The organism is Streptomyces sp. NPDC018833 (assembly GCF_044390825.1).
GTDB lineage: Bacteria > Actinomycetota > Actinomycetes > Streptomycetales > Streptomycetaceae > Streptomyces.
Genome location: NZ_JBIRZM010000003.1, coordinates 26,337 through 52,308, shown reverse-complemented (window position 1 = coordinate 52,308; position 25,972 = coordinate 26,337). Strand labels below are relative to the sequence as shown.

General features: G+C 71.4%; 31 protein-coding genes and 1 pseudogene. 8 read left to right on the top strand and 24 right to left on the bottom strand.

The features are described 5' to 3' along the window. Positions 1-6: 6 nt before the first annotated feature. Both ACH5AF_RS07450 and mshA read right to left on the bottom strand, forming a co-directional pair. Entirely contained in the window at positions 7-507 is a 501-nt protein-coding gene (locus tag ACH5AF_RS07450) for a YbjN domain-containing protein (RefSeq protein WP_398900521.1), read from the bottom strand. Positions 508-521: 14 nt separating this feature from the next. Next, entirely contained in the window at positions 522-1,862 is a 1,341-nt protein-coding gene (mshA, locus tag ACH5AF_RS07445) for a D-inositol-3-phosphate glycosyltransferase (protein ID WP_398900520.1), read from the bottom strand. 711 nt (positions 1,863-2,573) lie between these two features. Here mshA and ACH5AF_RS07440 point away from each other — a divergent pair. The 3 genes from ACH5AF_RS07440 (at position 2,574) to ACH5AF_RS07430 (ending at position 6,435) form a co-directional block, all read left to right on the top strand. Continuing rightward, positions 2,574-3,359: a class I SAM-dependent methyltransferase gene (locus ACH5AF_RS07440; RefSeq protein ID WP_398900519.1), complete on the top strand. Its 786-nt coding sequence runs from the start codon at positions 2,574-2,576 to the stop codon at positions 3,357-3,359. A gap of 276 nt (positions 3,360-3,635) precedes the next feature. Further along, positions 3,636-4,727, top strand: coding sequence for an NlpC/P60 family protein (locus ACH5AF_RS07435; RefSeq protein WP_398900518.1), 1,092 nt, complete (start codon positions 3,636-3,638; stop codon positions 4,725-4,727). Positions 4,728-5,190: 463 nt separating this feature from the next. Then, a complete protein-coding gene (locus ACH5AF_RS07430; RefSeq protein ID WP_398900517.1) occupies positions 5,191-6,435 on the top strand; it encodes a PP2C family protein-serine/threonine phosphatase in 1,245 nt (414 codons plus the stop codon). A 74-nt stretch (positions 6,436-6,509) separates the two neighbouring features. On the opposite strand, the gene ACH5AF_RS07425 is transcribed toward ACH5AF_RS07430, so the two are convergent. The 3 genes from ACH5AF_RS07425 to ACH5AF_RS07415 form a co-directional block, all read right to left on the bottom strand. Continuing rightward, on the bottom strand, positions 6,510-6,848 hold the full coding sequence (locus ACH5AF_RS07425) for a DUF2516 family protein (RefSeq protein WP_398900516.1): 339 nt from the start codon (positions 6,846-6,848) through the stop codon (positions 6,510-6,512). A gap of 129 nt (positions 6,849-6,977) precedes the next feature. Further along, a complete protein-coding gene (locus ACH5AF_RS07420; protein ID WP_398900515.1) occupies positions 6,978-7,553 on the bottom strand; it encodes a hypothetical protein in 576 nt (191 codons plus the stop codon). A gap of 35 nt (positions 7,554-7,588) precedes the next feature. After that, positions 7,589-8,047: a helix-turn-helix domain-containing protein gene (locus ACH5AF_RS07415; protein ID WP_398900514.1), complete on the bottom strand. Its 459-nt coding sequence runs from the start codon at positions 8,045-8,047 to the stop codon at positions 7,589-7,591. 231 nt (positions 8,048-8,278) lie between these two features. Here ACH5AF_RS07415 and ACH5AF_RS07410 point away from each other — a divergent pair, with 231 nt between their 5' ends. Further along, positions 8,279-8,824: a hypothetical protein gene (locus tag ACH5AF_RS07410; protein ID WP_398900513.1), complete on the top strand. Its 546-nt coding sequence runs from the start codon at positions 8,279-8,281 to the stop codon at positions 8,822-8,824. Here the strand turns inward: ACH5AF_RS07410 and ACH5AF_RS07405 are convergent. Beyond that, positions 8,810-9,481: a formylglycine-generating enzyme family protein gene (locus tag ACH5AF_RS07405; protein ID WP_398900512.1), complete on the bottom strand. Its 672-nt coding sequence runs from the start codon at positions 9,479-9,481 to the stop codon at positions 8,810-8,812. The two genes, ACH5AF_RS07410 and ACH5AF_RS07405, sit on opposite strands and share 15 nt — an antisense overlap. Positions 9,482-9,593: 112 nt before the next feature. On the opposite strand from ACH5AF_RS07405, the gene ACH5AF_RS07400 reads away from it, so the two are divergent. Together ACH5AF_RS07400 and ACH5AF_RS07395 are read left to right on the top strand one after the other, a co-directional pair. After that, positions 9,594-10,034 (top strand): GNAT family N-acetyltransferase, encoded by a 441-nt coding sequence (locus ACH5AF_RS07400; RefSeq protein ID WP_398900511.1) that lies wholly within the window; start codon positions 9,594-9,596, stop codon positions 10,032-10,034. Positions 10,035-10,336: 302 nt separating this feature from the next. Continuing rightward, the gene (locus ACH5AF_RS07395; protein WP_398900510.1) at positions 10,337-10,465 is read left to right on the top strand and encodes a hypothetical protein; all 129 of its coding nucleotides are present in this window, start codon (positions 10,337-10,339) and stop codon (positions 10,463-10,465) included. A 64-nt stretch (positions 10,466-10,529) separates the two neighbouring features. Here the strand turns inward: ACH5AF_RS07395 and ACH5AF_RS07390 are convergent, their stop codons facing one another. The 4 genes and pseudogenes from ACH5AF_RS07390 to ACH5AF_RS07375 all read right to left on the bottom strand — a co-directional run bounded on the left by ACH5AF_RS07390 (position 10,530) and on the right by ACH5AF_RS07375 (position 14,561). Beyond that, a complete protein-coding gene (locus tag ACH5AF_RS07390; RefSeq protein ID WP_398900509.1) occupies positions 10,530-12,584 on the bottom strand; it encodes a HelD family protein in 2,055 nt (684 codons plus the stop codon). Between the two features lie 32 nt (positions 12,585-12,616). After that, positions 12,617-13,243, bottom strand: a complete 627-nt coding sequence (locus tag ACH5AF_RS07385) for a TetR/AcrR family transcriptional regulator (protein ID WP_398900508.1) — start codon at positions 13,241-13,243, stop codon at positions 12,617-12,619. 295 nt (positions 13,244-13,538) lie between these two features. Further along, a pseudogene (locus tag ACH5AF_RS07380) lies at positions 13,539-13,805 on the bottom strand (GNAT family N-acetyltransferase); the annotation flags it as partial. A gap of 117 nt (positions 13,806-13,922) precedes the next feature. Beyond that, positions 13,923-14,561 (bottom strand): AmfC protein, encoded by a 639-nt coding sequence (locus tag ACH5AF_RS07375; RefSeq protein ID WP_398900507.1) that lies wholly within the window; start codon positions 14,559-14,561, stop codon positions 13,923-13,925. Positions 14,562-14,719: 158 nt separating this feature from the next. On the opposite strand from ACH5AF_RS07375, the gene dtd reads away from it, so the two are divergent. Next, on the top strand, positions 14,720-15,157 hold the full coding sequence (gene dtd / locus ACH5AF_RS07370; protein WP_215178062.1) for a D-aminoacyl-tRNA deacylase: 438 nt from the start codon (positions 14,720-14,722) through the stop codon (positions 15,155-15,157). 22 nt (positions 15,158-15,179) lie between these two features. On the opposite strand, the gene ACH5AF_RS07365 is transcribed toward dtd, so the two are convergent. The 6 genes from ACH5AF_RS07365 to ACH5AF_RS07340 all read right to left on the bottom strand — a co-directional run bounded on the left by ACH5AF_RS07365 (position 15,180) and on the right by ACH5AF_RS07340 (position 20,121). Then, a complete protein-coding gene (locus tag ACH5AF_RS07365) occupies positions 15,180-16,145 on the bottom strand; it encodes a YgfZ/GcvT domain-containing protein (RefSeq protein ID WP_398900506.1) in 966 nt (321 codons plus the stop codon). Positions 16,146-16,294: 149 nt separating this feature from the next. Next, positions 16,295-16,753 carry a Fur family transcriptional regulator gene (locus ACH5AF_RS07360; protein WP_398900505.1) on the bottom strand — a complete coding sequence of 153 codons (459 nt, stop codon included), beginning with the start codon at positions 16,751-16,753 and terminating at the stop codon, positions 16,295-16,297. Positions 16,754-16,794: 41 nt separating this feature from the next. After that, entirely contained in the window at positions 16,795-17,367 is a 573-nt protein-coding gene (locus ACH5AF_RS07355) for an FABP family protein (RefSeq protein ID WP_398900504.1), read from the bottom strand. 221 nt (positions 17,368-17,588) lie between these two features. Next, complete coding sequence (locus ACH5AF_RS07350; RefSeq protein ID WP_398900503.1) at positions 17,589-18,482, bottom strand: hypothetical protein; 894 nt, start codon at positions 18,480-18,482, stop codon at positions 17,589-17,591. After that, complete coding sequence (locus tag ACH5AF_RS07345; protein ID WP_398900502.1) at positions 18,479-19,345, bottom strand: hypothetical protein; 867 nt, start codon at positions 19,343-19,345, stop codon at positions 18,479-18,481. Before ACH5AF_RS07345 ends, ACH5AF_RS07350 begins: the two co-directional genes overlap by 4 nt. Continuing rightward, entirely contained in the window at positions 19,345-20,121 is a 777-nt protein-coding gene (locus tag ACH5AF_RS07340) for a hypothetical protein (RefSeq protein WP_398900501.1), read from the bottom strand. The genes ACH5AF_RS07345 and ACH5AF_RS07340 overlap by 1 nt, the downstream gene beginning before the upstream one ends. Positions 20,122-20,224: 103 nt before the next feature. Between ACH5AF_RS07340 and ACH5AF_RS07335 the strand changes: the two genes are divergently transcribed. After that, positions 20,225-20,587, top strand: a complete 363-nt coding sequence (locus tag ACH5AF_RS07335; RefSeq protein WP_398900500.1) for a DsrE family protein — start codon at positions 20,225-20,227, stop codon at positions 20,585-20,587. Here ACH5AF_RS07335 and ACH5AF_RS07330 read toward each other — a convergent pair. The 8 genes from ACH5AF_RS07330 to ACH5AF_RS07295 form a co-directional block, all read right to left on the bottom strand. Next, positions 20,581-20,895 (bottom strand): DUF3099 domain-containing protein, encoded by a 315-nt coding sequence (locus ACH5AF_RS07330; protein WP_398900499.1) that lies wholly within the window; start codon positions 20,893-20,895, stop codon positions 20,581-20,583. The two genes, ACH5AF_RS07335 and ACH5AF_RS07330, sit on opposite strands and share 7 nt — an antisense overlap. 39 nt (positions 20,896-20,934) lie before the next feature. Beyond that, positions 20,935-21,222: a DUF1416 domain-containing protein gene (locus ACH5AF_RS07325; RefSeq protein WP_365994273.1), complete on the bottom strand. Its 288-nt coding sequence runs from the start codon at positions 21,220-21,222 to the stop codon at positions 20,935-20,937. 39 nt (positions 21,223-21,261) lie between these two features. Further along, on the bottom strand, positions 21,262-22,101 hold the full coding sequence (locus ACH5AF_RS07320; protein WP_398900498.1) for a sulfurtransferase: 840 nt from the start codon (positions 22,099-22,101) through the stop codon (positions 21,262-21,264). A 147-nt stretch (positions 22,102-22,248) separates the two neighbouring features. Then, positions 22,249-22,332 (bottom strand): putative leader peptide, encoded by an 84-nt coding sequence (locus tag ACH5AF_RS07315; RefSeq protein ID WP_355648638.1) that lies wholly within the window; start codon positions 22,330-22,332, stop codon positions 22,249-22,251. A 309-nt stretch (positions 22,333-22,641) separates the two neighbouring features. After that, entirely contained in the window at positions 22,642-23,391 is a 750-nt protein-coding gene (locus ACH5AF_RS07310; RefSeq protein ID WP_398900497.1) for a DUF2993 domain-containing protein, read from the bottom strand. Between the two features lie 183 nt (positions 23,392-23,574). Continuing rightward, positions 23,575-24,660, bottom strand: a complete 1,086-nt coding sequence (locus ACH5AF_RS07305) for a hypothetical protein (protein WP_398900496.1) — start codon at positions 24,658-24,660, stop codon at positions 23,575-23,577. 10 nt (positions 24,661-24,670) lie between these two features. Further along, complete coding sequence (locus tag ACH5AF_RS07300) at positions 24,671-24,925, bottom strand: MoaD/ThiS family protein (protein WP_215178081.1); 255 nt, start codon at positions 24,923-24,925, stop codon at positions 24,671-24,673. Positions 24,926-24,995: 70 nt separating this feature from the next. Beyond that, positions 24,996-25,910: an alpha/beta hydrolase gene (locus ACH5AF_RS07295; RefSeq protein WP_398900495.1), complete on the bottom strand. Its 915-nt coding sequence runs from the start codon at positions 25,908-25,910 to the stop codon at positions 24,996-24,998. Positions 25,911-25,972 lie beyond the last annotated feature (62 nt).

Sequence of the window (25,972 nt, the reverse complement as noted above, 5' to 3'; positions counted from 1 at the left end):
TGGGGGTCAGTCCGCGGGGCGCTGGATCAGGTTCGTGAACGCGTCCAGGTTGCGCGTCGACTCACCGCGCGACACCCGCCACGCGTACTCCCGGCGGATCGCGCTCGCGAAGCCCAGTTCGAGGAGGGTGTTGAACGAGCCGTCCGCCGCCTCCAGGACCGTGCCGAGCAGCCGGTCCAGCTCCTCGGGAGTGACCACGGACAGCGGGAGCTTGCCGACGAGATAGATGTCGCCGAGCCGGTCGATGGCGTAACCGACCCCGTACAGCTTGAGGTTGCGCTCCAGCAGCCAGCGGTGGACCGCGGCGTCGTTCTCGTCGGGGTGACGGATGACGAAGGCGTTGACGGAGAGGGAGTGCCTGCCCACGAGGAGGGAGCAGGTCGTCGACAGCTTGCGGGTGCCAGGGAGTTTGACGACATAACTGCCGTCGCCGGGGCTCTCCCATTCGAGTTCGGCGTCCTTCAGGGTCTGCTCGACGACCTGCCTCACGCGCTCTGCGTCAACCATGCAGGGAGAGTACGTCAGAGGTGGTGGGCCCGCGTGCGGTGGCGGTGCTCGTACATCGCGGCCGTGTACACGTCCGCGGTCGCCGACGCCGCCGTGCCCCATCCGAAGGACTGGGCATGCCGGCCGGCGGCCCCGCCCATGCGGTCGGTGAGCGACGGGTCGCGTACGAAGCTCGCCAGGACGTCCGCGTAGTGGGCCGGATCGTGGCCGGGGACGAGGAAGCCGGTCTCCTCGTCGCGCACCGCCACCGGGAGCCCGCCGACCGCGGCGGCCACCACCGGTGTACCGGCCGCCTGCGCCTCGATCGCCACGAGCCCGAACGACTCGCTGTACGAGGGCATGACCAGTACCGACGCGGCCCTGAACCAGTCCGCGAGCTGCACCTGCCCGACCGGGGGCCGGAAGTGGACGACGTCCGCGATGCCGAGCCGGGCGGCGAGCTTCTGCAGGCCCTCGGGCTTGGCCAGCCCGCTGCCGCTGGGGCCGCCGACGACCGGCACGTGGATGCGGTGACGCAGCGAGGGATCGCGCTCGAGCAGCAGCGCGACGGCGCGCAGCAGGATGTCGGGGGCCTTCAGCGGTTGGATGCGGCCCGCGAAGAGCGGGATGAACGCGTCCTGCGGCAGCCCGAGCCGGGCCCGCGCCGCGGCGCGTCCGTCGTCGGGGCGGAAGACGTCGAGGTTGACGCCCGGATGGACTACGGCGACCTTCGCCGGGTCGGCGTCGTAGAAGCGGGCGAGTTCGTCGGCCTCCTCCGCCGTGTTGGCGATCAGCCGGTCGGCGGCGCCGACTATCTGGGTCTCCCCGATGACACGGGAGGCCGGCTCGGGGGTGTCGCCCTCGGCGAGCGCGGCGTTCTTGACCTTGGCCATGGTGTGCATGGCGTGGACGAGGGGGACGCCCCAGCGTTCGGCGGCGAGCCAGCCGACATGGCCCGACAGCCAGTAGTGGGAATGGACGAGGTCGTAGTACCCGGGCCGGTGGCCCGCCCACGCCTGCATCACGCCGTGCGTGAAGGCGCACAGCTGCGGCGGCAGGTCCTCCTTGGCCAGGCCCTCGTAAGGGCCGGCGTCGATGTGCCGGACGGTGACACCCGGGGCGAGCTCGACGACCGGCGGCAGTCCGCCGGCGGTGGCCCGCGTGAAGATCTCGATCTCGACGCCGATGGCCGCGAGTCGCTTGGCGAGCTCGACGATGTAGACGTTCATGCCGCCCGCGTCGCCCGTGCCCGGCTGGTGCAGCGGGGAGGTGTGGACGCTGAGCATGGCGACCCTGCGCGGCTTGCGGTGACTGCCGGGGAATCGCAGGCGGGGCGCCATCCGGCTGCTGCCGAGGCGGGAGACGTACTGGCTCACGTCGGCGGTCCTCTCGCTGCGGGCACGGCAAAAACGCGGGATCGGGGCTCCCGCACGCCTGCACAACAGTGGAGCGGGCACTTCCATTTCCCCGCCCCCGGCACTTTGCCAAATCATTACCCTGGTGACGGGAGCCCGGTGGCCCGCACTCGAAACCCGAGGCAGCCCGTGGGCCGTCCGCTCAGCCCGTGGGCCCGCCTCCGGAATCCGGAGGCTGCCCTCCACGGGCCCTGCGCGTCCCGGTGCGGTCGGCCCGACACGGGGACGCCACCCGGTCCGGTGGCCGCTGTCCGGGGCCCTGCGCCCCCGGTGAGCTGCCCACACCCCGACAGAAGGCCCGCCCCGTCATCCGGTGACAGCCGTCCGGGGCCCTGCGCCCCCGATGCCGCCGACCGACGAGGGGCGCCGCCATGTCGCAATCGGTGCCGCCCTCTCGGAGCCCTGAGCCCCGCGGTGTGCTGTTTCGACAGGGGCTCCGCCCCGCACATCGGACCGCCCTCCACGGCCCTCGCGCCCGCCCCCGGGGGCCGACCCGACAAGGGACGCCACCCAGCGCGGCCGGCGGCCTCCCACCCCGGCCCTCGCGCCCGCCCTCGGGGGGCCGACCCGACAAGGGGCGCCACCCAGCGCAGCCGGCGGCAGTTCCCGCCGACTCAGCTGCGCCCGCCCTCCCCGGCTGCCCACACGGCCGGACCACTTACCCTCGGTGACATGAATCGCCCCGTCGGGACCGCGACCCGCGGGACGACCAACCCCAACCGGCTGCGCCGCATGGACCGCTGGATCGCCGCGACACACGGCCCCGCCCTGCGCAGCGGCACCACGGCCCCCGTCGCCGTCGACCTCGGATACGGGGCGGCCCCCTGGACCGCCGTGGAACTGCTGCAGCGGCTGCGCACCGCCGCACCGCGGTGCGAGGTCGTCGGCATCGAGATCGACCCCGCCCGCGTCGCCGCCGCGAAGCCGTACGAGCGTGACGGACTCACCTTCCGGCACGGCGGGTTCGAAGTGCCGACCCAGGTCCGGCCGGCACTGATCAGGGCCGCCAACGTGCTGCGGCAGTACGACGAGGAGGAGGTCGCGGCGGTCTGGTCCCGGCTGTGCGGCCGGCTGGCGCCCGGCGGCCTGCTCGTCGAGGGCACCTGCGACGAGATCGGGCGGCGGCACGTATGGGTGGCGCTCGGTCCCGAGGGACCGCGGACGGTGACGTTCGCGACTCGGCTCGGCTCGCTGGAACGCCCCTCCGACCTAGCGGAACGGCTGCCGAAGGCGCTCATCCACCGCAATGTGCCGGGCGAGCCGGTCCATGCGTTCCTGCGCGACTTCGACCGTGCCTGGGCGGCGGCCGCGCCGTACTCCTCGCTGGGGGCACGACAGCGCTGGATCAGGGCAGTGAGCGACCTGGCGGGCGAATGGCCCGTGAAGGACGACCGTCGACGGTGGCGGCAGGGGGAGGTCACGGTCATGTGGGAGGCACTCGCACCCGGCACGGCGTGAGGCAAACCAGCAACACGGGTGAACACGTCCCGGTTTGCGTCGAACGGGACACCGGGACGGGTGAAGCCCCCCTGGTTCGGGAACGCAGGGACCCGGCCGCTCGTAGTGACGGTGGGGACGAGGGAGCAGCTACCGCCGGGGTGGGGATCCATGGGGGAGAACTGCCGGTCGGCCCTGTCGTTTTGGCGGTCGTCATGACACCATCTGCGACGTCACCCGCAAGTTACTGACGGTTAATCACCTGTTGTTGTCTGGCGTTCGCCCGGAGGGGGAGTCGTGAACCGACGCCGCTGTGCCACTGCCGCAGCGATCAGCCTGGTCTGCGCACTGACCGTGCCGGCGGTATCGGGCCGGGCCTTCGCGGCCCCCGAGCCGCCCCCGCAGGCTCCCGCCTCGGTCACCGTGCCCGGACAGATGGCCCCTCCCCCGCCCAGCCGTTCGCTCGAAGCGGTGCGTCAGCAGATAGACGCCCTCTACCGCCAGGCGGCGTCCGCCACGGACGCGTACAACCTGGCGAAGGAGCGGACCGAGAAGCAGTCCGCCGAAATCGTGCAGCTGGCCCGGGAGATGGCCGAGGGCCAGGCCCGCATCGAGGACCTGAAGAACCGCGCGGGCGCCGCCGCCCGCGCCCAGTACCGCGCCGGCGGCCTGCCGCCCGAGGCGCAGCTGGCGCTCGTCGACGACCCGCAGTTGTTCCTCGACGGCGTCGGCCGCATCCAGCAAGGCCAGAAGGCCACCAAGGACCTCATCGCCGAACTGACGCAGGCCCAGGCCGACCTGGCCGCGTACAGCAAGGATGCCAGCGCCCACTGGGAGCGGCTGGAGGCGAGCCGGCTGAAACAGGAGAAGGCCAAGAAAGAGATCAAGGCCAAGATCGCCGCGGCCAAGAAGCTCGAGGACAAGCTGGAGAAGGAGGAGCTGCAGCACCTTCTCCAGCTGGAGCAGCAGGCGCAGTACAGGGCCCAGAGCCAGTGGCTCGACTCGGGCATACTCGACGAGATCGACGGCCGCGCGAGCGAACAGGGCAGAAAGGCGGTCGAGTTCGCCACCGCGCAGCTCGGCAAGCCGTACGTGTGGGGTGCCGAGGGCCCGGACTCGTACGACTGCTCGGGGCTCACCTCACAGGCGTGGGCAGCGGCCGGTCGCGGCATTCCGCGCACCTCGCAGGAGCAGTGGCGACTGCTGCCCCGGATCGCCATCAAGGACATGCGCCCCGGCGACCTGATCATCTATCACGCGGACGCCAGCCACGTCGGGATGTACGCCGGCAACGGCGCGATCATCCACGCCCCGCGACCTGGGCGGAACGTCACTGTCGCGGGCGCCGGGTCGATGAGCATCCTGGGAGTCGTGCGCCCCGACAAGTGATGTGTGCCGGGCGGACGCCACACCGGCCGCCCGTCGGCGCGGGCACCGGGCACTGGTGGCCCCAGTGCCCGGCCACCCCCGAGCCACCACCGCCCACCGGCTGCCCGCGAGCCGATCCCACCGGCTCCGCGATGAGCCGGCCCACCGGGGCCGGGCCACCGGCCGGCCCGCCGCGTGATGTGCGTCCCATGCCTGCGCCCCGCTCCGCCGGGCGCAGGGCGCGCGCCCTGTCACACAAGTGACGTGCGCCACCCGGCACATAGGGCGAAAGGGACGACCGGGCGATGACGGCGTGATGTTCGTCATGGCCCGCTGGACAACTACCTCCCCATGCGCGGCATATGCCAACGGCTCTTCGCTGATCGCCATTCCGTTCGGCCACCGCCTACCGCTATGGTCCCCGTCTGGCGGGACGTCGATCGTCGCCCTGCCGCCCTCGGGGGGAGGGAAGGAAACAGAACCGATGCCCGTACCCGTACCGCGACAGAGGAACGTCCCCGCCGTGGAGACCGCCCCCGGCGGGACGACCAGCGGCGGCGACCTCACGCTCCTGATCATCGAGGACGACCCGGCGGGCACCATCAGCGTCCCGGAGCTGCGCGACGCGGCCGGCACCCGGGTGCGTATCCGCACCGCCCGGAATCTGACCGAGGCGGAGCGACTGCTCACCGACGACGTGCACTGCGTCCTCGTCGACCTCGCGCTGCCCGGCCGCACCCCGGACGACGAGCTGGGCCCCCTCAAGCACGTCCTGCGCCTGGCCCCGCGGCACGCGGTGCTGGCTCTGACCACGTCGGGCGACAGCGAGCTGGCCGCCGAGGCGGTACGCGTGGGCGCCCAGGACCACCTCGTACGCGAAGAGCTCGACGGCCGGCTCCTGAGCCGCGCTGTGCGCTACGCCGTGGAGCGCAAGCGTGCCGACACCGCTCAGGTGAAGCTCGCCGAGTCCCGCCTGCGCGCCCAGGAGAACGCCCGCCTGGAGCGCGGTCTGCTGCCCACTCCCCTGCTGGAGGGCTCGGACCTGCGTTTCGCGGCCCGCTACCGCCCCGGGCGCTCACGCGCGCTGCTCGGCGGCGACTTCTACGACACGGTCCGCACTCCGGACGGCACCGTCCACGCGATGATCGGCGACGTCTGCGGCCACGGTCCGGACGAGGCGGCGCTCGGGGTGGAGCTGCGGATCGCGTGGCGTGCCCTGACGTTCGCCGGGCTGTGCGGCGACGAGCTGCTGTCCACGCTCCAGCAGGTCCTGGAGCACGAGCGGGAGAGCGACGAGATCTTCGCGACGCTGTGCACGGTGGACATCGCACCGGACGGCCGGCGCGCCGGGCTCTGCCTGGCAGGCCACCCCACTCCGCTGATCGCCCGGCACGGCCGGGCCGCCCAGCTGCTGCCGTACGACGACGGAGGCCCGGCGCTCGGTCTGCTGCCGCGCGCCCGCTGGCCGCGCCGCCAGGTGGAGCTCGGCGGCGCGTGGAGCCTGATGATGTACACGGACGGGCTGATCGAGGGACGCCAGGGCCCGGACACCAAGCAGCGTCTCGGCCAGGACGGCATGGTCGAGATGATCAACCGGCAGCTGGCGGCGGGCCTGGACGGCGAGTCGCTGCTGGAGGCGGCGGTCGGCGAGGTGCGCGAACTGAACGGCGGCGAGCTGACGGACGACGTGGCGGTGCTGCTGCTGAGCCGGAACGGCTCACGGTCCTGACGCGGGCCTCGCCCGACCGGCGCGCGCCCGCCCGACCGGCGCGCGCCCGGTCGAGCGGCGTCGCCCGGTGCGGACTACCGACCGCCGTTGTAGGGGCCGTACGGCCCGTCGCTGCTGGACCCGCCGCCGCGGCGGCCGCCTCCCGAGACCTGCTGGAGCGCGGGCCGCACATCGACGAAGAAGACGATCGACGCGATCAGCCCGGCGATGGACAGGAACAGCATCGGGATGAAGAGGTTCACCGCGACCACGACGCCGAGGATGATCAACCAGAAGGACTTCGTCTTCTTGTCAGCTGCGCGGTAGGCGTCCTCGCGCGCGATGGCGGCCATGACCAGGGCGGTCACGGACGTGACAAGAAAGAGCAGTCTGGCGATCATCCAGAGCCCGAAGTCGAAGTTGGCACTCAACATCCTCAACACCGCCTTGTGTGTGGTTTGTGTCGCCTCGCGGCCAAGGTACCTCTGAGGACACCCCTGAGGCGATGAGCGTGCCGGGTGGCCGGGCGCCGCATCACCGCGGCGCCCGGCGCTCCTGTGCCGTCACTCGGCCGACGGCGTCGCCTTCTTGGCCGCGGGCTTGCGGGCGGCGGGCTTGCGGGCCGGGGCGGGCTTCCTCGTCTCGGCCTTGAACTCGGCGGTCTTGGCCTCAGCCGGCTTCGCCGGCTCCGGCTCGACGGCCACGGCGATCTCGGTGATCTCCTCGGCCGCCTCGCCGCGCCATGCCTTCACGGTCTGCTCACCGTGCTCGGCGACCTTCTCGTACGTCTCACGTGCCTTGACGACGTACTCCGCGGCGACGCCCACGCCGCGCAGCGCGAGGTCCTGGGCGCTCTCGCCGAGCTTCTTCAGGTCGGTGTCGAGGCTGCCGAGCACCTCGGTGACCTTGGCCTGCACGGTGGCCTGCGCCTCCTTGGCCTGCGCGGTCACCTTCTCCTGCACGGCCTTGGGGTCGGTGTTGCGCACGGCCTCGATGCGGCTCGGCGCCTCGGCCGCGAGCTGCTCGAACAGCGCGGGCACCTTCTTGGCCTGCTGCACGGCGAGATCCGCGGTGCCGGCGGCGAAGTAGAGGGGAGTCGGGTCGCTGAAGGTCTTGCGCAGGTCATCGGTGATGGCCATGACTGTCGTCCTCCCGGAACGCAGATCGGTACGTCTCACTCGGTCTTTTCATCGGCATCGCCCGCGCCGGCCGTGCGGGGGCCGTCAGCGGTGGTGTCCTCGGAGGTGCTCACGGATCCGTCGGCGCGGGTGGATCCGTTCACACTGTCGAGCCCGTTCTCCTTGCGGAAGGACTCGTAGATCTGCAGCAGCACCTGCTTCTGCCGCTCGTTGATCGAGGGGTCGGCAAGGATGACGGCACGCGTCTCCAGCTCGTCCCGCTCCTGCTCGTCGAGGATTCCCGCGCGGACATACAGGGTCTCGGCGGAGATCCGCAGGGCCTTGGCGACCTGCTGGAGGACTTCCGCGCTCGGCTTGCGCAGCCCGCGCTCGATCTGGCTGAGGTACGGATTGGACACCCCGGCGGCGTCGGCGAGCTGCCGCAACGAGAGCTGCGCGTTACGCCGCTGCTCGCGCAGGTAGTCACCGAGATTGCCGACGTTGAGCGATGCCATGTACCGATGGTGCCCCACGAGCGCTAACAATTGCAAGCAACTGCTTGCAATAGTGTTCCGCGCCACTGTTTCCGGCCGGCCGCCTCTCGAACGACACGGGGCTTCGGTCACGGACCGTGACCGAAGCGGCCTACCTGCACGCGACTCGGACGGCCCACGACGCCGTTGCCGTCGACTACGAGAGACTCGCCCGCGACGAGCTGAACGCCAAACCGGTTCGAAGAGGGCTCGATGACCGCTATCGACCTGGAGGACAACAGTCTCGGCGGCATCGCCGCCTGGTACTCAACCGTCCCCACGCCACCGGAGCTGCTGCCGACCGTGTGCGCGGAATGTCACCGGGTGCTGGCCCCGGGCGGCCGCATACTCCTGGCGTTCAAGGTGGGGGACCGGCGTCGGCACCTGGATCAGGCGTACGGCCACGAGCTGTCGCTCGATCGCCTCGCGCAACTCGACCCGTGGCAGTTCGGCGCCGCCGACTGGCACTCGGTCAGGGAGGTCGGCAGGAGGCGCAGCGTGAACGGGTCGGCGAGGACCACCGCGACGTGCCTGAAGTGCCGCAGCGGGAAGTGGTGCTCCAGGGCCTCACTGCCGGCCCACTCCTCGACGATGACCATGCGGTCGGCGCGACCGGCGTCACATGAGCCGACGTGTCCCGTCTCCAAGGAACTGGTCCCCGTCTCGGTGATCTGGTCCGATTCGCTTCTGGTCTCAGGCGACCTGGTAGGAGCGGCGGGAGGCGGTCATCACACGTGGAGTGGATCAGTGCCCGAGTGAACGCGCGATGCGGAATCCCACGTCGTCGACCTGGAAAGTCGGATGGCTGCGGCGCCGCGCGGATGCCCGGCAGCTCCAGGGCTCATCGAACCAGCCACCGCCGCGCAGCACCCTGTAGGCACCGTAGACCTCGGCGTCGTAGATGTCCCAGCACCAGTCCCAGACGTTGCCGAGCATGTCGTAAAACCCCCATGGATTGGGCAGCTTGCCGCCCACCTCGTGGATCCGCTCGTGCGAATTGTCGCGGTACCAAGCGATCTCGTCGAGCAGCCCGTAGTGCGGTCCGGTCGTACCGGCACGGCAGGCGTGTTCCCACTCGGCTTCGGTCGGCAGCCGGTATCCGCCGGCGGACGCGTCCCACTCGATTCGTTCGCCGTTGGCATGGAGATGGTAGGCGGGTGCGAACCCGTCGCGTTGGGACAGGGCATTGCAGAAACGGACCGCGTCCCACCAAGAAACGCTTTCGACGGGACATGTGTCCCCCTGGGCGGTGCTCGGCCGCAGGCCGGTGGCCTGTGCGTACAGTGCCTGGGTGACTGGGAACGCTGCGAGTTCGTAGGGCGCGAGCTCGACCGACCAGCTGCGCTGCGTCCGCCGGTCCGACAGCGTCACCTGCCCTGGTGGGACGGGGATCATCGTCCCTGCGCTCACATCCATGGGCAGATGATCGCACCGGCAGCTGTCCTGGACGACCGCACACCGGCCTTCCGCACTCAGGGCATGGGGCACCGCGGTTGACACACCGTCATGCACTCGATTTCCTGCCGCCATGACCGAACTCCGCGTCGAGCAGGCGCACGGCGACGCCCAGCTGCGGGACTGGCAGTACGTCCACAACGTGATCATCCCGACCGACGTCCTGTCGCTCGACGAGATACGCGAGCGTTCCGAGCGCTACCACCTGGAGGTCGCGTACCTCGGGGACACGCTCGTGGGCTGCTCGACGGTGCGGCCGCCCACCAGTGACGCGCCGGTGACCACCGTCATCGCCCGGGTGCTTGCCGACCACCGGAGGCAGGGCTTCGGCGGGGAGCTCTACGCGCGGGGGCTTGCCCGGGCGCGGGAGCTCGGCGCGGACGGGATCGAGACCGTCGTCCTGGAGTCCAACCCCGACGGGCTGCGGTTCGCGCTGAAGCACGGATTCGTCGAGGTCGAGCGGTACCTGCTGCCGGGCGACAGCGTTCCGTGGATCACTCTGAGCCTGGCCTGACGCCTCCGGTACGCGCTGTACGCGGAATCCCGCCGCCTTTCCTGATGCGCCTGCCGGTCCGTGCCCCCGCTCGGCTCAATCGCCGGCCCCACCAGGTGGCACGAGGGGACCCGCGCGTTCATTCCGCGAGGCGCCCGAGGCACCGCGGCGTTGAAGTCCGCCGGACGTTCCAGGTCGGGCATGCGGGCCGCGCCGTCGACGACCGTGCCCGGCGCGCCGGGCAGCAACCCGTGCGTCGCCGAGCCTCGGCGACCGGCGAGGTGTCATCGAGAATCAGCCCGTACCCGCTCGGGAAACGGCCGGTGGACCTTCACCGCGATCTGCCCACCCATCGACAGACCGCCGATCACCGCCCCCTAGATGCCGAGCCGGTCCAGCAGCGCGGCGGTGCCCTGCGCGAAGGCGGAGCCGTCGACATGCCGTTCAGCTGAAGGGGGTTCACGCCGGTCGGACTGGTCGCGAGGTACCCGGCCGGGCCGCGGGAGTCGGTGACGGTCACGCGCCCGCCGTCAGCTGCGGCGGCAGCGGGCGCGTGTGCAGGATGTCGAGCCGCGAGACCGCCCGTGTGAGCACCACGTACAGCCGATGCAGTCCGCGCTCCTCCGCGGCCGCGATCGCCGCCGGTTCGGCGACCACCACGTGGTCGTACTCGAGACCCTTCGCGAGCGTGGCGGGCAGCACCGCGACCCGCTCCCGGGCCTCGCCGTCCAGCAGCGGAAGGAGCGCGGCGCGCAGGGACCGGGTCGGAGCGCCCTCCGCCGCGATGACACCGACGGACCCCTCGCACTCGAGCGCCGCTCGCACCGCCTCGACGGTCGCCGCCGTGATGTCGTCGACCGCGCGGACGGTCAGCTCGCCGTCGTGGCGCAGCGAACGCGCCACCGGCACGTCAACGCCGAGCGCGCCCGCCAGCCGGTTGGCGAGGTCCACGATGGCGGCCGGGACACGGTAGCCGGTGGTGAGCGCGACCACCGAGGCACCTTCCTTGCCCAGGTGGGCGAGCTGGCCGGCCCAGTCGCGCGCGGCCCACGGCGTCGTTCCCTGAGCCAGGTCGCCAAGCACGGTGAGCGAGCCGAAGCGGGCCCGGCGGGCGATGGCACGGCACTGCATCGGGGACAGGTCCTGTGCCTCGTCCACGACGATGTGCCCGTAGCCGTCGGGGCGTTCGAGGAGTCCGGCGAGTTCGTCGAGGAGGACGAGATCGGCGGCCGACCATGCCGCCGAGCGGTACGAACGCGGCCTCGCCCACCGGATCGCCTCCTGCTCGGCCTGCGTCAGCAGGGGGTCGCACGGATCGGTGTACAGCGCGGCCAGCACCTCCTCCGGCCGCACCATCGGCCAGACGCCGTCGACGAACGCCGTGACCGCCCGGGATCTGCCGAGCCGCTTCACCCAGGTGGCACTCATCGGCCCGGCCCGCCGCTCGGCCTGGAGCTGCACGGCCCGTACGGCACGGCTGCGCACCCGTTCGCGGCCGATGGCGTACGGGGCGTCCTCCTCGCGCACCTCGGCGACGATCCGCTCCAGTTCGTCGAGCGGCACGCGCCAGCGGTAGGAGCCGTCGGGCACGGCAAGCGGCTCGGCGGGCGTCCCGACCCGTCCGTACAGGGCGCGGTGCAGTACGGCGGCCATGCGGATGTCGTGCTTGACCGCCGCGGCGGCCGGCGGGTCCTCGGCCCGCACCTCGTGGCGCGCGATCTCGTCCTGGAGGGTCGACTGCCGGATGCCGACCTCGCCGAGCGCGGGCAACACCTGGGAGATGTAGGACAGGAACGTCCGGTTGGGGCCGAGGATCAGCATGCCGCCACGGCTGATGCGCCGCGGGTGGGTGTAGAGCAGGTACGCGGCCCGGTGCAGCCCGACCGCGGTCTTGCCGGTGCCGGGCGCGCCCTGCACGCAGACGGTGTCGGCAAGGGGAGCGCGGACGAGGTCGTCCTGCTCGGGCTGGATGGTGGCGGCGATGTCGCGCATGGGCCCGACGCGGGGCCGTTCGATCTCGCCGGCGACGATGGCGCCGACCGCGCCGGGGACCTCGTCCCCGGCCGGCCCGTCCCCGTCGCCGAGGTGCTCGTCCTCCAGACCCGTCAGGTCGGCCGCGTCGCCCGTGCTGTACGGCGCCCAGCCGAACCGGCGGCGTACGGCGACGCCCTGCGGGTCGCGGGCGCTCGCCTGGTAGAAGGTGCGGGCGACGGGGGCGCGCCAGTCGATGACGAGGGGCGCGGCGGCGGGGTGCTCGCTGATGCGGCGGCGCCCGATGTGGTGGTGCCGGCCGTCCTCGAGGTCGATGCGCCCGAAGAACAGCGGGCCGGCGGGATCCTCACGCAACTCCTTGGCGTGGCTGCGCAGTTCGTAGCCGAGGGCTTCGGCGTCCGCGCCGGAGGCCGATACGTCGGCGCCGGTGGCGACGCGGTGGTCGGCGTCGTCGGCCATGGCCTTCACGGCGGTGCGGCAGCGGTCGTGGAAGGCCCGTTCGCGGGCGAGGTCGTGGACGGGGCCGCTGCCGGGGTTGTGGTCGGTTTCCTGATCGATGGCACGGTCGAGGGGCGTCATTCCGGCAAGAATAACGTAACCGAGTAACATTTTTAACCAGGGAAACCATTTCTTAGCTGGGTGAACGCCAGATCGGCGGCCGCCACGGCATCCGCAGAGACCTCGTCCGCGCTCTCCCCCGCCGCGATCCGCCGCCAGTTCTCCTCCGCCAGGATCCGCTGCACGGCGACGACCTGACCGGCAGCGAGCCGCGCGGCCAGACCGGCCGGACCCGCCGCGCCCAGTGCGTCCGCGAGCGCCTGTTCCGACCTGCCCTGGTACGCGTACAGCCGGGCGACCAGACTCGGCGTCCCGTACAGCAGCCGGTGGAAGGCGAGCACGCCGGGCTCGTCACTCAGCCCCGTCACCGGGTCGCGCCGCGCCATGCCGTCGAGGAAGTGGCGGTGCAGAGCGTCGAGCGGCGGGACTCCTTCCGCACGGCCGGCCGCCACGACCCGGGCCGCCTCGCCCTCATGGTCGGCGATCCGGTGCAGCGCCAGGTCCTCCTTGGCGGGGAAGTAGCGGAACAGCGTCGGCTTGGACACGTCGGCGGCGGCCGCGACCTCGGCCACGGACACCGCGTCGAAGCCCTTCTCGAGGAAGAGGGCGATGGCAGCCTCGGAGATCGCCCGGTACGTCTGCCGCTTCTTGCGCTCGCGCAGTCCCGTCCCGCCGCTCATGCCGCCCTACCTTCTTGAGTGCGTCCCCGGCCGACACCGCGGACCCCGTCCAGTACATCACTCGGGTGCGCACCCCGTACGGGCGGAAGTCATCCGTACGGGACACCGTGCCCAGATCCCCGATGAACCGTCCACGCGCACGCTCCGCGTGACGGCACGGGGCTCATGTCCCCATTCCCGCGTAGCCACCGGTTTCAGTCACCAGCGAAACGGATCACCTTTTGACCGACAGGAGCCCAAGACCGCATCAGCAACCTGCCCGACGGCCATTTCCCCGCGAAACGGCCGCCCGCGAGACCGGCGGCGTCGATGACCTCCAGCACCAGGGACGCCGACACCGTGTACGTCCGCGCTGCCGCGCCGCGAGCCGTGCGTGCAGCTCGGGACCCAGCTTGCGGACGTCCGAGCCGTCGACCAGGTCGACACGTCCACCGTATCCGCGACGCGAACACCGGCCGTCGAGACCGGCGCGCGGCACGTCGACCGACCATTCGGTGAGGGAGGCGGCGGGGCCGTAGCCGTACCGTCCGTAGATCGGGTACTCCGCGGCGATCAGCGTGGAGCGTCGGCCCGTAACCGTCGGACCCGATCCCGTGGGGCCGCCGACCCCGGCCTGGCCGAACCGTGAGCCCCGCGGCCCCGGCTCCCGCTCCCGGCCCCGCTGCCCAACTGCTCCCCGTCAGGTGAGCAGATCGTCGACCTGGGCCTCGCCCTCCCGGTACCTGCGGGTGATCTCGCCACTGCAGTCGTCCGCGGTCCGCTGGAGCTGCTGGCGGCGGCGCGAGACCTGGTGTTCGTAGGCGAGCAGCCGCGCCATCGCGGCGTGCAGTTCGTCGTCCGTACGGGCGTCGAGGTCGGACAGGCCGACCTCGTCGAGCATGTCGGATGCCAGGCGGCGGTACTCCTCCCCTTGCGGCGTCGAGAGCGTCACGTGCCGGGCGGACGATCCGCGCCGCGACGGGGCGTCGGCGAGGATCTCCGACAGCCGGTCGACCACCGGTGCCTCCGGGTCGGCACGGCGCTCCAGCTCCGCCCTCAGGATGTCGATCCGGCCCTGCACCAGCCGCCGCACATAGCTCAGGTCGGCCTCGTCACGCTGCGAGTCCCGGCGCAGGGCGCGCAGCTCGGGGAGCCGCAGTGCGCCGAGATCGTGCCGGGGATGGCCGGGCAGCTCGGGCACCTCGGCGCGGGAGCGTTGCTGGGGTGGCCGTGCGGCCGGGGCAGGATCCGTGGCCGACCCTGCCCGCGGACCCGCCACGGCGACCGGCCCGGAAACCGATGTGGGGCCGAGCGACCGCCCGGCGCCAGATGTGCTCATGTGCGTTTGTCCGTCCCCTCGCGACCGGTGCATCGGCCTCTCAGGGCCCGGAGGGCCTGGGGGTGCACCGCCTGGGTGCATCGTGCCACTCCGATACATCGGTCGCAGGCGGTCTGCACCTGTTCGGCCCCGAATGGCGGCCAGGTAGTTTTCTCCGCATGCGTGCAGTGGTGCAGAGGGTGGACGGCGCGAGCGTCGTCGTGCCCGGTGAATCGGGGCCGGAGACGGTCGGCGAGATCGTCGGCGAGGGGCTGTGTGTGCTGGTGGGGGTCACCCACGAGGACACGAGGGAGAAGGCGGCCCAACTGGCCCGCAAGCTCTGGTCCGTACGCCTGCTGGAGGGGGAGAAGTCCTGTTCGGACACAGGGGCGCCGCTCCTGGTGATCTCACAGTTCACCCTCTATGGGGACGCCCGCAAGGGCCGCCGCCCCACGTGGAACGCGGCGGCGCCCGGTCCCGTCGCCGAGCCGCTGGTGGACGAGGTGATCGCCCAGCTGCGGCAGCTGGGCGCGCACGTGGAGACGGGCCGGTTCGGTGCGCAGATGCGGGTCTCGCTGACGAACAACGGCCCGTTCACGATCATCGTCGAGATCTGAACGGCCCCTCGGCACCTCGGCCCTACGGCTCGACGACTGTCTCCTGGGCGGCGGCCGTGTCGCCGGCCATCAGCTCCGCGTCCACCGGCACGTTCCGCTTCACCAGCGCGAGCGCGATCGGCCCCAGCTCGTGGTGGCGACCGGACGTGGTGACGAAGCCGAGCTGGCGTCCCTCGGCACCGTCCGCGGCGAGCCGTACCGGGGTGCCGGGGGCGGGCAGGTGCACATCGCTGCCGTCCAGGTGCAGGAAGACCAGGCGGCGCGGCGGCTTCCCCAGGTTGTGGACGCGCGCGACGGTCTCCTGGCCGCGGTAGCAGCCCTTCTGCAGATGGACCGCGCTGCCGATCCAGCCCAGCTCGTGCGGGATGGTGCGGTGGTCGGTCTCGAACCCGACCCGCGGCCGGTGCTGCTCGATCCGCAGCGCCTCGTGGGCGAGAATCCCGGCGAGCGGGCCGTGCTGCGCCGCGTACGCCTCCAGGTCGGCGCGCGGCAGGAACAGATCTCGGCCGTACGCCGTCTCCCGCACGACCACGCCGTCCGGGACCTCGGCGATCGAACCTGCCGGCAGGTGCACGACGGCGAACTCGTCGGTGCGGTCGGCGACCTCGACCCGGTAGAAGAACTTCATCGACTCCAGGTAGGCGATCAGCGCCTCCTGGCTGCCCGGTTCGACGTGCGCCCATACCGTCTCGCCGTCGTCGACGAGGTACAGGGCGTGCTCGATGTGGCCGTGCGCGGAGAGGATCAGCGCCTCGGTGGCCTGGCCCGCGGGCAGCTCGCTCACATGCTGGGTGAGCAGCAGATGCAGCCAGCTCAGCCGGTCGTCCCCGGTGACGGTGACGACGCCGCGGTGCGAGAGGTCGACGAGACCCTTGCCGTCGGCGAGTGCGCGCTGCTCACGGAACAGGTCGCCGTAGTGCGCGGCGACCCCTTCGTCGCGCCCCTCGGCGGGGACCGCGCCGGGCAGGGACAGGAGAGGGCTCTTCATATGAGCAAGACTACGACCCGGTAGCGGGCGTCCGGCAGGACGCCTTGTCCCCGCACGCTGTCCTTACGCCTTGTCCCTGCGTCCGGTCCCTGCGCCCTGGCCTGGGCCGCCGTGCCCCGCGTCCCGCACCCGGTCCCTGCGCCACCGTCCTACGGCTTGGCCCGCGCCCCGTCGTCCGCCTCGGCCTTCGCCTTCGCGCTGCAGTCCTCACACCGCCCGAAGATCGCGAAGTGCTTCATGTCCGTGTCGAAGCCGAACGTCCCGCGGAGCTTGTCGGTGAAGTCTGCGGCCACCTCGACGTCCGCCTCGATCACCTGAGTGCAGTCCCGGCAGACCAGATGCAGATGGTGGTGCCGGTCCGCGAGGTGGTAGGTGGGAGCGCCGTGACCGAGATGGGCGTGCGAGACGAGCCCCAGCTCCTCCAGCAGCTCCAGCGTCCGGTAGACCGTGGAGATGTTCACCCCGGACGCTGTCTTGCGCACCTCGCCGAGGATGTCGTCCGGGGTGGCGTGCTCAAGGGCGTCCACGGCCTCCAGGACAAGCTGGCGCTGCGGAGTCAGCCGGTAGCCGCGCTGCCGCAGATCGCTCTTCCAGTCGGTGCTCACCACAGCCCCCAGTGTAGGCAGCGGCACGCCGGCCGGCCCCAGGCTTACTTGAAGAACGCGATGCCGTCGTCGGGCAGGTCTCCGAGGTCCTTGGCCCAGGACTCGACCTGCTCCGGGGTGACGACCTTCTTCAGGTGCGCCGACATGTACGGCCGCAGCGGGACCTCGGGGGTGGACTTCTCGCCCACCCACATCAGGTCGCTCTTCACATAGCCGTAGAGCCGCTTGCCTCCGCTGTACGGGCCGGAGGCGGCGGTGCGCGCGACGGCATCCGTCACCAGGTCGATCTGCGGCTTCTGGTCGGCGAGCTCGCCGTACCAGACCTCCACGATGCCCTGGTCGCGGACCATCACGACCTCGACCTTGCGCTCCTTGTCGATGCGCCAGTAGCCGCTCTCGCTCTCGAGCGGCTTGACCTTGTGGCCCTCGGCGTCGAGGACCCAGGAATGCGAGACGTACTCGATGAAGTCCCGGCCGTCATGGCTGAAGGTGACGGACTGGCCGAAGTTGCACTTCTCGGCGCCGGGGAAGTCCGACACGCCCGCGCCCTCCCATGTGCCGAGGAGGAAGGCGAGGGGGACGAGGTCGGGGTTGAGGTCGGACGGGATCTCGATCATGAGCAGCTCTGTCGGTCGGTGACGGTACGGGCGTTCAGCGCTGGCCCTGGTACAGCTTCTTCACAGCCAGACCGGTGAAGGCGAGGACGCCGACGCAGACCAGGACCAGCAGGGCTTCGAAGAAAACGATCACGGAGTGCTCCTCGAATGAGCGGTGAAGGCAGAACGGGCCGGGGCCCAGCTTAGTAGGCCGGGGCCGGGCCCGTTCTGTGAGGTCCGCGTCAGCCGAGGAGCTGGTTCTGCAGGACGACGGTCTGGTGGAAGGGGACGGCGGGAGCGGTTCCCTTCCGGGAGTGCACGATGAGCGCCAGGGTGTCGCCGGCGAGGACGTACGCGTGACGCACGTGCTCGTCACCGTACGGCTTGGCCTCCCTGTAGGCGTACACGGACGTCATCGGCACCTTGCCGACCGCGTCGTACGCCTCGTCCAGCTCGCTCTCGGGCCCCTGCGCCGGCTCGGCACCGGCCGCCAGCCCGAGCGCGAGCTGCTGGTCCTTGTACGCCTCGGCGTACGCGACCGAGGTGAAGCGCAGCAGGTAGACACGGGAGCTGGTGCCGTCGGGCACGGTCCAGCCGCGGGCGGCGATGTGCCGCACGGAGAGGTCCGTCAGCGCCTGCCGCAGGTCGCCCCGTTCGTCCTCGGCATACTCGGCCAGGTACCGGTCGGTGGGTACGAAACCGCCGTCGAGTTCCCCGTCCCCAGTGGCCCCGCGTGGGGCAGGCAGAAGCAGCGTGCGCACGTCGGCGTGGTGCACCTCGCCCGCGTTGCCGTCGGTGAAGGGGCGCTGGGCACCGGCCGGGAGCGCGGGCAGCGACAGCTCCGGGTACGTCCAGCGGCCGTCGTCAACGGTCGCGAGGCCCGGCACGTCGGTGCGTTCCATGCCGATAAGGCCGAACGCCGTACCGCTGCCGACCGCGCCGCAGATCAGTACGGCGGCGGACCATCGCAGGGCGGCGCGCAGCAGGCGGCGCTGCGGCCGGGCTGGGCCGGCCGCCGACGGGGCAGGCGTCGCCCCGTCGGGTTCGGCGTCGGACGGCGTGACCCCGGGGGCGGGCGGGACCAAGCCTGTTTCCCGGCCCGCCTCAGCAGCCGCGGGAGTGATCTGCTCGGTCATACGTACTCCCCCGGGGATCCGATGTGGTCGAGCTGGTCCTTCACCAGTCCGGCGGCGGCCGACCTGTCGAAGGGCGTGCTGCCGGAGGTGTTGACGGTGACCAGCAGATCGCCGTCGTAGGCCGAGCAGGTCATGCCCTCGACGTCGACCCTCTCGTCGTCGTTCTCCCCCTTCTCGTCGAAGGTGGGCATCAGGAAGCACTTCGCCTTCCTGTGGCCCTCGATCTTCGGACCCTTGCGCATGTCGCCGATGGACTCGTACAGGTCGATCCGGTTCTCGTACATTTCGTGGACCCTGCCCTTGTTCTTCATGCGGGTCACGAGGATCTCGACGACGAGGTCGTTGGCGTCCGACGCGTAGGAGCGCATGGCGAAGCCCCGCACGCCGAGCTTGTCGATCTGACGCTCGTACTCCCTGCGCTGCTTGCCCGAGATTCCGCGTACGGCCGACTTGAGCAGCGCGGCGGCCTGACGCGGGCCGAGCTCACTGTCGTTGCCGTACGACTCGATGTCCGGGCCGAGCCGGAAGCCTTCCGGCACCGGCAGCAGGGTGCGGCTGAGCTCGGTGTCCGTACGGCCGCGGCTCGCGGAGGCGGCCGGGTCGTCCGCGGGCTCGTCCGCGGGCTCCTCCCACACCTGGGTGGCCGCGGTGGTGTCCGCGCCGTCGACGGTCGTCTTGATGAAGACGATGCCGCCGCCGAGCGCGCCCAGGACGAGGACCGTGGGGAGCACGGTGGACAGCAGCCGCCGGGCGGAGCCACGGGGCCCGGTCGAGGCCGGCTGGGGAGCGCCGCTGTCGGCGCCGGTGCTCAGGCCGTCGGCTCCGGTGCTCAGGCCGGTGCTCTCGTGGTCGCTTTCGTGCATCACAGGCGCTCCAGCTGCCGCTCGGCCAGCGTCCGGATGACCTTCTTGCTGATCGGCTGGGTGTCGAAGATGTTGACGTCGAGCATGACGTCGCCGCGGTAGGCGATGGCCCTGGCGCGGTAGGACGGCAGGTACCCGGGCTTGTTCTTGACCTTGTAGAGGAAGTAGCGCCCGTCAGCCGTGCCCTTGATCGGGTCGCCCTCGTTCCCGGCCCCGCGCTCCGGGTCGTCCATGTAGTCGAGCTGGCCCTCAGCGTGCTCCACGGCGCCGAGCACCGGTCCGGGGTGGAACTGCACGAGCCGCACCGTTGTCCGACGGTGCTCGCCCTGCGTCCACGAGGTCGACGCGGTACGGCGGAAGCCGCCCTCGGCGAGGCTCTCGAACATGTAGCCCTCACTCTTGAAGTCGAGCACGTAGCTGTCCAGTCCGGTCCAGCCGTCCTCGAGCCACGCCAGCTCCGACTCACGTGCCCCGGCCGGCCGCGGCACGAGCACCTTGGTGAGGTCGCCCGATGTCCTGGCCCGGCGGTCCTCCTTCGCGGACAGCGGCTCGGCGCCCTGCCCCTTTGGCAGCGGCTCGGCCGGGTACGAGAGTCTGGGCTGGGACAGCGGCGGGAGCGGAGTCGGGGCGCGCTCGGCCTGCACGGCGTAACCGACGGCGGTGCCGCCGACGAGGCCGAGAGCAACGGCCGCGGCGATGACCAGTGCCGTACGGCCGCGCCGCCGTGGCCGTACGGTCGCACCGGCAGCGGGATCCGCTTCCAGTTGTGGTTCCAAATGGACCCCCACGAGAAATAAAGCACGGATTCCTCTATCCGCGCATGTACCTGACACACAGGTGACGCGTGAGGTTGCCCGCTGCCGCATTACAGTTCGGCATATGGCGAAGAAGCTCGTGATCAAGGTGACCGCAGGTGCCGACGCACCCGAACGCTGCTCCCAGGCCTTCACCGTGGCGGCCGTCGCCGTCGCCAGCGGGGTGGAGGTCTCGCTCTGGCTGACCGGGGAGTCCTCGTGGTTCGCGCTGCCCGGGCGCGCGGAGGAGTTCGAGCTGCCGCATGCCGCGCCGCTTCCCGACCTGCTCGAGTCGATCCTCGCGGGCGGGCGCATCACCCTGTGCACGCAGTGCGCGGCCAGGCGCGAGATCACGGAGAAGGACGTCCTGGAGGGCGTACGGATCGCGGGCGCGCAGGTGTTCGTCAGTGAGAGCGTGCAGGACGACGTGCAGGCCCTGGTCTACTGACGCGGCCTGCGTTTGCCGTCCAGTTCGTCCCACCACTCGTCCGACTTCGGGTCCCCGGACGGGTCGTCCCACCAGCGGTCGTCCGGGCCTCGCCGGTTGGCGACCATCGCCGCGACCGGCGGGATGACCATGGCGACGAGGCACATGCCGACGGCCACGGGGACCGACCACAGCCGCACGACGGCCCAGGCGGAGACGAACAGGACGAGGCATCCGCCCATCATCAGCAGGTAGGTGCGACGCCGTCGCGTGTACATGTCTTCAGCGTACGACCGAAGGGCCGCACCTCGTTCCCGGTAAGCGTCCAACCCCCAGGAGGTGCGGCCCTTCGGCCGGTCAGTCGGCGATCAGACGGCGATCGCGACCTCGGAGAGACCGCCCGTCTGCGCGACGACCGTACGGTCCGCCGTCGCGCCGGGGACCAGGGCACGCACGGTCCACGTGCCCTCGGCCGCGTAGAAACGGAACTGTCCGGTCGCCGAGGTCGGGACCTCGGCGGTGAACTCACCGGTCGAGTCGAGCAGACGCACGTAGCCGGTCACCGGTTCGCCGTTGCGGGTCACCTGGCCCTGGATCGTGGTCTCACCGGGCTTGATCGTCGAGGCGTCGGGGCCGCCGGCCTTCGCTCCACACATGTCTTTACGTCCTTATGGTCGGGGGGTCGGGGCCCGGGATTACTTGTTGGCGCCGAGCTCGATCGGCACGCCGACGAGGGAGCCGTACTCGGTCCAGGAACCGTCGTAGTTCTTGACGTTCTCGACGCCGAGCAGCTCGTGCAGCACGAACCAGGTCAGCGCGGAACGCTCACCGATACGGCAGTACGCGATGGTGTCCTTCGCCAGGTCGACCTGCTCCTCGGCGTAGAGCTCGCGGAGCTCCTCGTCCGACTTGAAGGTGCCGTCGTCGTTGGCGTTCTTCGACCACGGGATGTTGCGGGCGCTCGGCACGTGGCCGGGGCGCTGCGACTGCTCCTGCGGAAGGTGCGCCGGGGCGAGCAGCTTGCCGCTGAACTCGTCGGGCGAGCGCACGTCGACCAGGTTCTGCGCGCCGATCGCGGCCACGACGTCGTCGCGGAAGGCGCGGATCGAGGCGTCCTGGGGCTTGGCCTTGTACTCGGTGGCCGGGCGGGACGGAAGCTCGGCCACCAGGTCGCGGGAGTCGAGCTCCCACTTCTTGCGGCCGCCGTCGAGAAGGCGGACGTCGCTGTGGCCGTACAGCTTGAAGTACCAGAAGGCGTAGGAAGCGAACCAGTTGTTGTTGCCGCCGTAGAGCACGACGGTGGAGTCGTTCGCGATGCCCTTCGCCGACAGGAGCTTCTCGAAGCCCTCCTGGTCGATGAAGTCACGACGGACCGGGTCCTGAAGATCCTTGGTCCAGTCGATGCGGATCGCGTTGCGGATGTGGTTCTTGTCGTAGGCCGAGGTGTCCTCGTCGACCTCGACGATGACGACCTTCGGGTCGTCGATGTGGGCCTCGACCCAGTCGGCGTCTACCAGGACGTCGCTGCGGCTCATGCTTCTTCTCCTCCGGGGCAGTGTGCGGCGGTGGTGCGCGAGGGTTGTGCGCGAGAGGTGTGCGGGTACGCGGGAGGCGCGTCGATCAGCACGGGGCGGCCCCGACAGAGGTCGAAGGGCCTGAGGGATACGGGGCTCGGAACCCGCTCAGACAGTGCGACAGAGCATGGCGGCGACGCGGCACAGGTCTACTGCCCGCCGCTTCGTGAGATCCGCCTGTCGCTGCTTCATGGGACCGATCGTAGGGACGAGTCGGCGGCCATGTCACCGGTGTGTCGTATATTGAGACGCGATCATCCACTATATGGGACGAGAGTCGGGCCGACGGGGCCGCCCGCCGTCCGGCCCGGGCTCGAGCGCGTGTTCCCTCCTGCCCATCGGACGCAGTCGTCTCACGATGCGGCCACCGCTCTCGCCAGGCCGCCTCACGGCCGAGATCTCCGCCGGTCGGCGCGCAGCTGCCGCCCCGGCCACGAGAGGTCTCAGCCCGCCGAGGTCTCAGCCCTCGGCGCCCAGCTGCCGCCCCGGCCACAGGAGGTCTCAGCCCGTCAGCGCCACGTCCCGGCCCGTGCCCGAGAACCGCAGCCCCTGGTCGGTCACGCCGACCTTGTCCAGCGTGATGCTCGACGGCAGGCCGTCGATCTTCAGGTCGTAGTCCACGGCCTCGCGCAGCTTCTCGTCGAAGCCCGGCAGCGGCAGGCGGGGCAGTTCCTCCGCCTTCAGCCGCACCGTGGTGCCGTCGCTCAGGCCGACCGTGCTGTACGTGCTGACCTGCCGGTCACCGAGCAGCGCCTTCACTGTGCCGGACACCGGTATGCCCGCCCCCTCCAGCAGTCCGGTGAGCGGCCCTGTCACCTTGACCTGCCCCTTCGTGGCGCGCTCGGGACCGGCGTAGCCGACCGTGGCGCCCCTGGGGGCCGCCTTGGTCAGGTCCGCGTACGAAATACGCGCCGAACCGTCGGCCCGGCCGGCGGTCGCGGAGGAGAAACTGCCGTCGATGCGCACGTCGCGCAGCTCGGCCTTCACCTCGGTGACATTGACCTCACGGCCGCCCGCGGTGGCGGTTATGCCGGCGAGGCTCACATCGACCTCGTCCAGCTCCTTGCCCAGCACCTGGGTGAGGAACGGGAAGCCGCCGATCGACACCTCCGGCGTCGACGCCAGGCCCTGACTGCTCTTGATCCTGTCGGCCGCCTCGGATTCGGCCAGATTGACCGCCACCCGGTCGGCGGCGACGAAAAGGCCGCCGAGGACCACGGCGACGATCAGCAGTATTCGCAGTGCACGCATTGCTTGGTGTCCCCCACCCCTGTCCTGGCCCTGTCCGGTCGGCCCCCGGTCGCCCGCGGGGGTCGCCCAACGGGCGTGAATCGGTCCGGACGACGCCGTCTGCTCATTTGATCGACGTCCGGGACCCGGCAAAGGTTCCGTCGCGACCCGAACCGCCGGGCCTGCCACGTACCCGGACGGTGCTCAGACCAGTGCGCGGCCGAGCAGGTACACCGCGGGCGCCGCGGCCGTCAGCGGCAGCGCCACTCCCGCCGTCATGTGCACGAAACGGGACGGGTAGTCGTAGCTCGCCACCCGCAGGCCGATCAGCGCGCAGGCGCCGGCCGCGAACCCGAGCAGCGCGCCCGCGGACCCCGCGCCGTCCGGCCCGCCGACGGCGATGCCCGCCCCGGCGGCCGCCGACAGCGACACCACCACGGAGAGAACGCCCGGCAGCGGCAGCGCACGGGCGACGGCGGCCACGGCGACGGCGATCGCGCCCACCGTCACCGCGTCGGGCGAGGCGGCGAGAAATCCGGTGGCCAGGATCGCCAGCGCGGCCGACGCGACCGTGGCCATCAGCCCGGACATCCTCTCGTCCGCGCTCGCGAGGCTGCGCAGGTGCAGCACGAGGGTGAGCAGCACCCACACCCCTAGCGTGCCGATGATCGCGGCCGGGGCGTTGTCCCTGCCCACCACGAGCAGCGCGGCATCGGCGGCCAGTCCGCCCGCGAAGGCCAGGGCGATGCCCTGCCGGGCGGGCCACATGCCGTTCAGCCGGAACCAGCCGGCCGCGGTGACCGCCTGGAGCAGCACGAGCGGCACGAGCATGGCGTACGTCCCGAGCGCCGCGCCGCCGGCGAGCAGCAGACCGAGCACGGCGGTCAGCCCTGCGGGCTGCACACCGGGGGCGATGATCGGCGATCGTCCCTCCGCGCGGGCCCGCTGCGCCGCCGTGAGCCGCGTCTCCACACCGCTCACGGGCGCGGCCGCGGGATCGGGAGCGGCCGGAGCGCCATGTGCCGCGTTCTCGGGCGGCAACGCGGTCGCCGCGGCGTGCTGCGGCGGCAGGCCGGCGGCGTCCGCCGCGGCGTGGGGCTGCACGACCGGCTGGTACTGGGTGTCCCAGGTGTCGCCCTGCCAGGTCTGCGTCGCACCGGCGTCCTGGTAGGGCTGCTGCGCGTACGCGTCCTGGTGGCCCTGGTACGGCTCCGGCTGCTGTTGCGGCTGCTGCCCGTACGGCTCGTACGTCCCGTAGGAGCCGTACGGATACTGCTGATCGCTGCTCATGCTGTGCGGTTCACCCTCCTGCGAACGGCGGGAGCACCTCGACCGTGCCGCCCTCGGCAAGCCGTACGGTCTCATGGCTCCGGGTCCCGACGGGGTCACCGTCGACGAGGAACGAACACCGACGGAGTACCTGGGTCAGCTCACCCGGGTGCCGTTCGCGCACGGCGTCGAGCGCCTCGGCGAGCGTTCCCGCGGTGTACGGCTCCTCCGCGACGCCGGCCGCCGCCTTGGCCGCTGCCCAGTAGCGGATGGTCCCCGCTGCCATAGCGGCACTCCTCTCGTTCGTGTCGCGCCGCTCTCCATCATGGGTCATGCGCCGAGCTCTCCATCATGGATCACGCCCCGACCAGCCAGTCCGCCAGGCGGACGAGCAACGCCTCGTCCGCGGCGTTCTCGGCGTGGCCCATGCCCACTTCCAGCCACAGTTCGGCCGATCCCCCCATCGCCGCGGCCGCCAGCATGCGCGGGTGGTCGAGCGGGAAGTACGGATCGCGGTCGCCGTGGACGATCAGCAGCGGCGTCGGTGCGATCAGGGGGACGGCCTCGACCGGGGAGAGCGGGACAGGGTCCCAGTCCTCGGGATGGATACGGGTGCGGAAGCCGTAGCGGCCCACCAGCCGGCCGACCGGGCGTGAGACCACCCAGTGGAGGCGGCGCATCGGGGCCGTACCCCGGTAGTACCAGCGGGCGGGGGCGCTCACGGCGGCCACCGCGTCGCTCCGCGCTTCCATGCGCCCCCCGTGCTTCGCCGCCTTCTCGGCACTGTGCGCCGCGTCCTTCTCCACCCTCTCCGCGCTGTGCGCCCCGTACATCGCCGCATGGCGCAGGACGACGGAGCCGCCCATGGAGAAGCCGGCCGTCACCACCCTGGCGTAGCCGAGCGAGCGGGCCCACTCCACCGCGGCGGCCAGGTCGAGCACCTCACGGTCGCCCACGGTCGAGCGCCCTCCGGAGCGGCCGTGCCCACGGAACGAGAAGGTCACCACCCCCGCACGCCGCGCGAGGACCCCGGCCGCACGCCGCAACGCGGGCCGGTCGACGGAGCCCGTGAACCCGTGGGCGACCACGATCGCCGTCGCGGCCGGACCGGCCGTGCAGGGTTCGTGGAGTGCCTCGATGGGCACCCCGTCGCGGGCGCGCAGTGTCACGCGCCGGGGGCCGGGCGGGGACGCGGATGTGTCCGGCGGGACACGGGCATCGATCGTGGAAAAGTCCACAGTATGAAATCGGCCCTCTTCCGTGGAACTCATGTGGGCTATTCTGCTTGGCAGAGGATCCGGGCAATGCCGCCCCCGGGTCCTTTTGTGTTTCC